We start from the raw sequence: 6,983 nt of genomic DNA, 5'->3' as shown, positions 1-6,983 counted from the left end.
GGTAGGTCGGCCGGGTCCTCGCCGGGCAGTAGCTCACGCCCGAAGAGGATCTCGGTGCCCTGGTAGCCGATGGGCTGCGGCAGGTTGACGATGAAGTCGCGAGGGTAGAAGTCGGTCGTGTCCGCCGGGTTGATCAGCAGGTTTGCGAACGGGGTGGCCGTGTAACCGATGTAGCCGACCTTCGGGAACTTACTCATGACCTGGTGAAGTAGCGGGTTGATCTTCGCCGTGGCGACGGTGGACTGGTCGGCTTCGTCGTCGATGATCAGGGTCGGGGTCCTAGCGAGGTAGTCGCCGCCCTTGTCCAGCCAGTCGCGGAGCTTGCGGAGGACCGCGGCGTTCTTCTTGACCACCAGCAGCATGTGATGGCCCTTGGTTGCGAAGAAGACCTGCGGGTTGCCGCCCGGCGGGGTGAAGTCCTTCAACTCGGTGGTGACCTCGTGCCAGAGGTCTGGGTTGGCGTGCACGAGGTCGCCGGCGAGCCGGATCTGGGTCTGTCGACGCAGCGTGTTGTGGATGCCGGACAGCACGATGAAGAGTCGGTAGCCGCGATCCGCTGCCTTGGCCATGACTGCGGTGAAGTTCGTTGTCTTGCCGGACTGCACGAACCCCACGACGAGGCCACGGGTGCTGAACTTGTCCTGCTTGGGGTGGTCGAGCAAGGAGAGGATCTTGGTCGACGCTTCGTCGACCGACGCGATGTTGTCGGCACCGAAGTTCTTGGCCTGCAGCGACTTGACGACGGCAGGCCAGTTGCGGTCGGAGTCCTTCGGGCCCGTGTACCAGGTGGTTCGTCCATCCCGCCAGACCGACGGCGGCTGGTCGAGATTGCGAATTCTGACGGTCTCGCCTTCGTGCTTCTCCCGCACGGCCTTGATCAGAGGGGCCGGGACCATCAGGTCTCGAGCTCCTTGACGGCGTCCGCCGGTGAGCTCGTCTCGCAGTGCTTCAAGAAGACCTGGTAGGCCCGCTCGATCTGCTTCTCCGACAGTCCGTCAGCCACCCGGTTACCCCCACGTGTCCCCTTCGGATGTTCGAGAGAGTAATCAGCCAAGAGCAGCGGAGTGTTACTGGACCACTCGTGCGGGTGACCACCTGTTGCTCCTGCCTACGATGGTGGGCTCTCTGGTGGCGGTGATCCTGCGGGTCACGGTCCCTCGAGTTCCGTTCACGCTGAGAGTGGCATCTAGTACTGCAACGGCAGTTCGGCGTGTGGTGAGAGGCTGACGGCCGTTCGGCGGTGATGATCACCGCGTGGTTGATCTTGCCGGGTGGGTGGCCTCGTTGGACGCGGTGGTGGAGCTGATCTCTGGCCGTTTCCGCAGGGTCGAGCCGCGCCGGCGGGTCGGAACCTACCTGCGAGGCCTGCTCGCGGGGCTCGAGCGGAAGAACGGCTGGACCCTCGCCGAACACGCCGGGGCGATGTCGCCGGACGGGATGCAGCGGCTGCTGCGCACCGCGGACTGGGACGTCGACGGGGTCCGCGACGACCTGCGCGGCTACGTCCTGCAACATCTCACCGACACCGCGTCGGGGGTGTTCATCGTGGACGAGACCGGGTTCATCAAGAAGGGCCTGCGTTCGGCCGGGGTGCAGCGCCAGTACACCGGCACCAGCGGGAAGATCGACAACTGTCAGCTCGGTGTGTTCCTGGCCTACGCCTCGAAGCGGGGGCGGGCGTTGATCGACCGGGAGCTCTACCTGCCGACCTCGTGGACCGAGGACCGCGAACGCTGCGAGCGCGCGGATGTCCCCGATGACGTCGAGTTCGCCACGAAACCGCAGCTGGGGACGGCGATGCTGGCCCGCACGTACGCCGCTGGGGCACTCACGTCCGGGTCGTGGGTGACCGCGGACGAGGTCTACGGGCAGAACCCGGGCTTTCGCGACTGGCTCACCGAGCGGGAGATCCCGTTCGTGTTGGCCACCCGCAATGACGACATGCTCACCAGCCCGGACGGGAATCGTCGCCCGGCCAAGGCCCTGGCCACGATCGCCGGGGCGCGTGATCTCGACACCGGGCACGACGGGTGGGAGCGCCGCGCGATCGGGCCGGGCGCGCACGGGATGCGGGTCTATGACTGGACCGCGGTTGCGCTGGCCATCGACGGCCTCCCGGCGGGTTGGGGGCACTGGCTGCTGGTGCGCCGCCAGACCGAGCCCGCAGAGGGCAAGACCATCCGTGAGCTGGCGTTCTACCGCTGCGCCGCCCCGGCGAACACGCCGCTGCGCGACCTCGTTCGAGTCGCCGGGGCGCGGTGGGCGATTGAGGAATGCTTCCAGACCGCGAAGAACGAGGCCGGCCTCGACCACTACCAAGTCCGCTCCTACCGAGCCTGGCACGCCCACATCACCCTGGCCATGCTCACCGCGGCCTACCTCGCCGTCACCCGCGCCGCCGAACACGCACGCGAGGCCGAAAAGGGGGATCCTCAGCCAGCCGGCGCGCATTGATTCAGCTGTCGGGCAACGAGATCCGCCGTCTCCTCGCCGCGCTCGCCTTCACCCCGCTCACCTGCATCGACCACGTCATGCACTGGTCGACCTGGCGCCGTGAACGCCAACAACAGGCCCGCGACTGCCACTACCGCCGACGCGGCGAACGACCCCCGAGCTGATCAACTGCCGTTGCAGTACTAGGTGTACTGACCAGAGACGTCGGTCGAGGTCATGTGACGACACGACCTTACTGATCTTGAATGGCGAGGACCTCCTGCGGAGGGTGTGGAGCTGTCAAAGGCGCCCATGCTTACAACCACAGAAGGTCCTTGGTGGGCCACGGCAACGCCCCGCTGGCCGAGTCAGACTGTGACCTGCCGAACCGTGCCGTGAGCGTGGCCCAGTTCAGCAGGCAGGGTGCGGACCATCTGTACCTGCCCCGGGCCGTCTCCTCCTCGGCGTATGGCCGTGTGGTCGGCTCCCAGGGGATCGATCTGAGGGCAGGACCTCATCTTCGTTTCCGAGAAAGAGTCTCTACGGCACCCAGGGCGGTTCAGGCCCCGGGTCCTGAGCGACCAAGTCGCCCAGGACCCGGGCCAGCGTCGCTCGCGTCGGTTCGTCGAGCGCCGCGAACAGGCTGTCCAGCACTCCGGCGGCGATGCGGTGCCCCTCGGCCAGGGCGGCCCGCCCGGTCTCGGTGAGGGTGTGCTCGAGGCGTCGACCCCGCCCCGCCGTGCGCTCGATCAACCCGCGACCGAGCATCCGATTCGCGAGCGTGCCGAACGCCTGATCGCTCTGGAAGGTCGCCGTCGCGAGCGTGTGCCCGGATGCTCCCGGCATCCGGTCGATCGCGCGAAGGGCATCCCACTGCACGAGTGTCACGCCGGCCTCCTGCAGGGCGGCATCCAACGCCCGGTGGTTGCGGTACTGCGCCCGCTTGATCATCTGGCCGAGCAGTTCGAGATCCGTTGCCACGGTGCTACTGTATCAACATACTTAGATCAATATGTTGATACAGGAGTGACCATGGCTCGCCCCGACACCACCCGCACCGCGCTCGTCCTCCATGGAGGGGGTGGTCCTGGCACCGTCGCGCCGCTCGTCGAGCACCTCTCCGCGTCGATGCGCGTCATCGCCCCCACCCACCCCGGCTGGGACGGCACCCCCGGAGTGGACAGCGTCGCTTCCATCGCCGATCTCGCGACGCACTACCTCGCACGACTTCGTGAACAGGGCGAGTGCGGCGTCATCGTCGTCGGCTCGTCCATCGGCGGCTGGGTGGCACTCGAGATGGCGCTGCAGGCCGCGGCCGACGACCGGTTCGCCGGCACGGTGGGCGCAGTGCTCGACATCAACGGGACAGGTGCGGTCGTCGAAGGCGAGCCAGGTGCCGACTTCTTCGCCCTCGATGCGCGGGGGCTCGCCGAAGCGGCCTGGCATGACCCCGAGCGTGGCTACCGGGACCCGGCTTCACTGACGGACGAGCAGCGCGCCGTCCAGCAGTCCAACGGACGGGCGATGGCCGCCCTGGCCGGACCGACACTGAGCGATGCGACCCTCCTCGGCCGACTGGGGGCGATCGCAGTACCGACGCTGGTCGTGTACGGCGCCAGCGACCGGATCGTCACGCCTGCATACGGTCGCGCGGTCGCGGCGGCGATCCCGGGCGCGTCCTTCGCCGAGGTCCCCGCTGCCGGGCACCTTCCCCACCTCGAAGCGCCTGCCGCGACGTGGGCCGTTATCGACCCCTTCCTCGCTCGGCTCTGAGACCGGCCGAACCGGCACCTCACCGGTCGCGAGATCCTGGCGTCGAGCCGCTTGACCCGGCCCTCGGGGCCACCCGGAGCGTCGTCGTTGCCGGGCATGTGGCTCGGTTGACGAAGGAGGCGACGTGGACGAGTTCACGACCGGCGGGTTCGCCCGCGCCACCGGTCTGCCCCGCAAGGCGCTGCGGCTCTACCCATGCCAGGATCAGGAACCCCAGCAGACCGGCGACGGAGTTGAACACCGAGGTCAACGTCAGGGCCAGCGAGTCGCTCGACCCATCCTCCCGCGGACGACCCGACGGCTCGGAACGAGGCACTGCGGCGACGCTACGGGAGCCCCGGGGCGAGTGGCCGACCGGTCACACGTGCAGCTCCGAGCACTCGCCCCGGGCGATCTGCGCGCGGAACACGGCGTCGAGCGGGCTGCTCGGCTCGTCGTCGAGCGAATCGACGAACACCGCCACTATCCGCCCGTCCTGACCTGCCGCGATGCGCCCGAGCATCGCTCGCCACGCGGCGAGGTTCGGGTGTCGGTACATGAGCGCGGCCTCGGCCGGGGCCAGGAGATCCACCGCGCTCTGCAGAGCGGCGGGCGTCAGGTCGTAGGTTCCCGTGCCCGTCCGTCGGCCGGTGACGATCCCGAGGACCAGCGCGGGGAGGCGGTGCAGCCAGCCGACGTTGACCACCGGGAACGACCACCCGGTGCCGTCGTCCGTCGGGACGAACGCGACCCCGTAGGCGGCCGTCGGGGTCCAGCCGGGCATCCGGGCGGTGAACCGGTCCACCGCCGCCTGGATCAGCTCCGGTGTGGGCCACTGTTCGTCGAGACTCATGCCGCACAACTACCGGACTGCCACGGCCGCTCGGGAGCGGTTTTCCGGCGAGCGCGGACCCCGTGTCAGCGGGGGATTCCGCCCAGGTCTTGACCTGAAGCCGGGGTCAGCCCCGAAGCTCACCGCATGAGCACCTCGACGGCCTGTTGGGCCTACCTGTTCGAGCACCCCGGCGCCGATCCCGCGCGTGACCGCCTCGTCCTCGACTCCGGGGGGCAGCGCTCGCTGATCGTCGCCGTCGCCTCGACGGCGGACGCCCCCGCCGTCGCCGCCGGCCTCGTCCGCGACGAACAGGTCACGCTGATCGAGCTGTGCGGCGGCTTCGGCAGCGGTGACGTGGCCGCGGTCGCCGCCGCCGTCGGCGAGCACGCAGCCGTCGGGCACGTCGTGTTCGGGGTGGACCAGATCCCGGCTGCCGCGGCCTATGCGACGGCGGCCACCGCGGCGCTGTCGGCCGCCGCCTCCACCCCCGACGCGGCGTCCTCACCGGCACCCGGTCGCCGATAGCGCCGCCTGGTCCACGGCGTGCGTTCACCCCGTGCGCAGCCGGCTCGTCGGCGAGATGCGCACGGCGGAGCCGGCCGCGGGGGAGGGGCGCGCTCGCCGCGGGCCCCGTCGCGGCTTCGGCGGGGTCGGTGTGCCAGGGGACCTCGACCACCCGACGGTGATCAGCGACCGGACGGGCGAGGAGACACACCTAGGCCCGGTGCTCCGCGGGAGGGGGAAGACCGAGCGCGGCGAGGGCGGCGCCCGTCAGCTCGCCCGCCGCCACCGGGTAGCGCCGGAGGTGGGGGATCCGTGCGCAGTCGTCGACGATCGTCCTCGCGGTCCTGACCAGCGTCGCGGCGTCGGCGTCGGGCAGGTCGGGGCGGGCCGCCGAGAGCCATCGCTGCCACTCCGCCACCTCGTCGGCCTGGATGCGGTCGATGCGCTCGCGGGCGGCGTCGGGGAGGTAGAGCCGTTCGGTCAGCCGGACGGCGAGCAGGTCGGTCGCCTCGAGCGCGACGCGCACGTAGCCCGCTACGAGCAGGCCGAGGACCGCTTCGTCCGGGCCGGGGGTGCGTAGTGCGCGTGTCGTCTCCAGCGCGAGCCACTCGTGCAGCCGGGTGACGGCGGCGACCAGGATGTCGGCCTTGGTGTCGAAGTACCGGTAGAGGGCGGGCCCGACGACGCCGACCCGGCCGCCGATGTCGTCGATGCTCACCCCGGCGAAGCCCTTCGCGCGGAACTCCCGCGCAGCGGCCCCGACGAGCTGCTCGCGGCGGGAGGACGGCGCCCGGTCGGAGGTCCCCACCGAGCCGTCCGCGACGGTGGCCGCGGGGGCGGCGATCACCCGCCTGCTCGCCTCGGCCAGCTGCTGGGCGAGCCGGGCGCGGGGGAGCGGGGTGTCGTAGAAGCCCGCTCCGGAGATGATGCTGACGATGACCCAGCTGCGGAGGTCGGTCACCTCGGGGGACAGGTCGCCGCGGGAGGGGGAGAGGAGGAGCTCGTCGAGCTGCCTGCCGATCCAGCGGGTCCTGTCGCGGACAAGCTGGAAGTCCTGGGCGTCGAGGTGGCGGGCCTCGCGCTGCCACAACAGGGAGAGCCGGCGGCTGTCCAGCGCGGCCTCGGTGAGCGCGCCGAGCGTGGTGTCGAGGCCGCGCTCACCGGGCGGCAGCGCGGCCAGCGTCGTGATCGTGTCGACGACGTGCTGCTGGTCCTCGAGCACGACGTGCGAGAGCAGGGCCCGCTTGTTGGCGTAGTGGCGGTAGAGGGCCCGCGCGGTGATCCCGCTGGCCTCGGCGATGTCGTCCATCCGGACGGCGTGGAACCCGCGGAGGCTGAAGAGCTCCCCTGCGTTGCGGGCGATCTCGGCCCGCCGGTTGCGGGGCCGGGACCGCGGTGGCGCGCTCGCCGCGTCCATGCCGTGGTCTCCTCTCGCCGTCCCGATCCTAGCGAGGGAGAC

Annotated in this window: 7 protein-coding genes and 1 pseudogene; 4 read left to right on the top strand and 4 right to left on the bottom strand. The window is 70.2% G+C overall.

All coding sequences use genetic code 11. From position 1 onward, the window contains the following. Positions 1 to 896 (bottom strand): annotated as a pseudogene (locus tag Ae505Ps2_RS26845) (endonuclease); the annotation flags it as partial. 358 nt (positions 897 to 1,254) lie between these two features. Between Ae505Ps2_RS26845 and Ae505Ps2_RS26840 the strand changes: the two are divergent. Then, positions 1,255 to 2,454: an IS701 family transposase gene (locus Ae505Ps2_RS26840; protein WP_075311481.1), complete on the top strand. Its 1,200-nt coding sequence runs from the start codon at positions 1,255 to 1,257 to the stop codon at positions 2,452 to 2,454. Further along, positions 2,451 to 2,618 carry a hypothetical protein gene (locus Ae505Ps2_RS32195; protein ID WP_170917006.1) on the top strand — a complete coding sequence of 56 codons (168 nt, stop codon included), beginning with the start codon at positions 2,451 to 2,453 and terminating at the stop codon, positions 2,616 to 2,618. Before Ae505Ps2_RS26840 ends, Ae505Ps2_RS32195 begins: the two co-directional genes overlap by 4 nt. A 355-nt stretch (positions 2,619 to 2,973) precedes the next feature. On the opposite strand, the gene Ae505Ps2_RS26835 is transcribed toward Ae505Ps2_RS32195, so the two are convergent. Then, entirely contained in the window at positions 2,974 to 3,414 is a 441-nt protein-coding gene (locus Ae505Ps2_RS26835; RefSeq protein ID WP_075554100.1) for a MarR family winged helix-turn-helix transcriptional regulator, read from the bottom strand. A 51-nt stretch (positions 3,415 to 3,465) separates the two neighbouring features. Here Ae505Ps2_RS26835 and Ae505Ps2_RS26830 point away from each other — a divergent pair, with 51 nt between their 5' ends. After that, entirely contained in the window at positions 3,466 to 4,206 is a 741-nt protein-coding gene (locus tag Ae505Ps2_RS26830) for an alpha/beta fold hydrolase (RefSeq protein WP_075311177.1), read from the top strand. A gap of 358 nt (positions 4,207 to 4,564) precedes the next feature. Here the strand turns inward: Ae505Ps2_RS26830 and Ae505Ps2_RS26825 are convergent, their stop codons facing one another. Next, on the bottom strand, positions 4,565 to 5,038 hold the full coding sequence (locus Ae505Ps2_RS26825) for a hypothetical protein (protein ID WP_075311179.1): 474 nt from the start codon (positions 5,036 to 5,038) through the stop codon (positions 4,565 to 4,567). Positions 5,039 to 5,164: 126 nt separating this feature from the next. Between Ae505Ps2_RS26825 and Ae505Ps2_RS26820 the strand changes: the two genes are divergently transcribed. Further along, the gene (locus Ae505Ps2_RS26820) at positions 5,165 to 5,545 is read left to right on the top strand and encodes a DUF6506 family protein (protein ID WP_075311181.1); all 381 of its coding nucleotides are present in this window, start codon (positions 5,165 to 5,167) and stop codon (positions 5,543 to 5,545) included. 190 nt (positions 5,546 to 5,735) lie between these two features. Here Ae505Ps2_RS26820 and Ae505Ps2_RS26815 read toward each other — a convergent pair whose 3' ends face one another. Beyond that, positions 5,736 to 6,941 carry a TetR/AcrR family transcriptional regulator gene (locus Ae505Ps2_RS26815; protein ID WP_075311183.1) on the bottom strand — a complete coding sequence of 402 codons (1,206 nt, stop codon included), beginning with the start codon at positions 6,939 to 6,941 and terminating at the stop codon, positions 5,736 to 5,738. Positions 6,942 to 6,983 lie beyond the last annotated feature (42 nt).

The organism is Pseudonocardia sp. Ae505_Ps2 (genome assembly GCF_001932425.1).
Taxonomy (GTDB): Bacteria; Actinomycetota; Actinomycetes; order Mycobacteriales; family Pseudonocardiaceae; genus Pseudonocardia.
The sequence above is the reverse complement of the archived record's forward strand: the minus strand, read 5'-3'. Positions and strand labels throughout refer to the sequence as shown.

What these genes read in the sequence shown, in the direction of transcription:
- Ae505Ps2_RS26830 (WP_075311177.1), top strand. Translation starts at nt 3,466, where the DNA reads ATGGCTCGCCCCGACACCACCCGCACCGCGCTCGTCCTCCATGGAGGG.
- Ae505Ps2_RS26825 (WP_075311179.1), bottom strand. Translation starts at nt 5,038, where the DNA reads ATGAGTCTCGACGAACAGTGGCCCACACCGGAGCTGATCCAGGCGGCG.
- Ae505Ps2_RS26815 (WP_075311183.1), bottom strand. Translation starts at nt 6,941, where the DNA reads ATGGACGCGGCGAGCGCGCCACCGCGGTCCCGGCCCCGCAACCGGCGG.
- Ae505Ps2_RS26820 (WP_075311181.1), top strand. Translation starts at nt 5,165, where the DNA reads ATGAGCACCTCGACGGCCTGTTGGGCCTACCTGTTCGAGCACCCCGGC.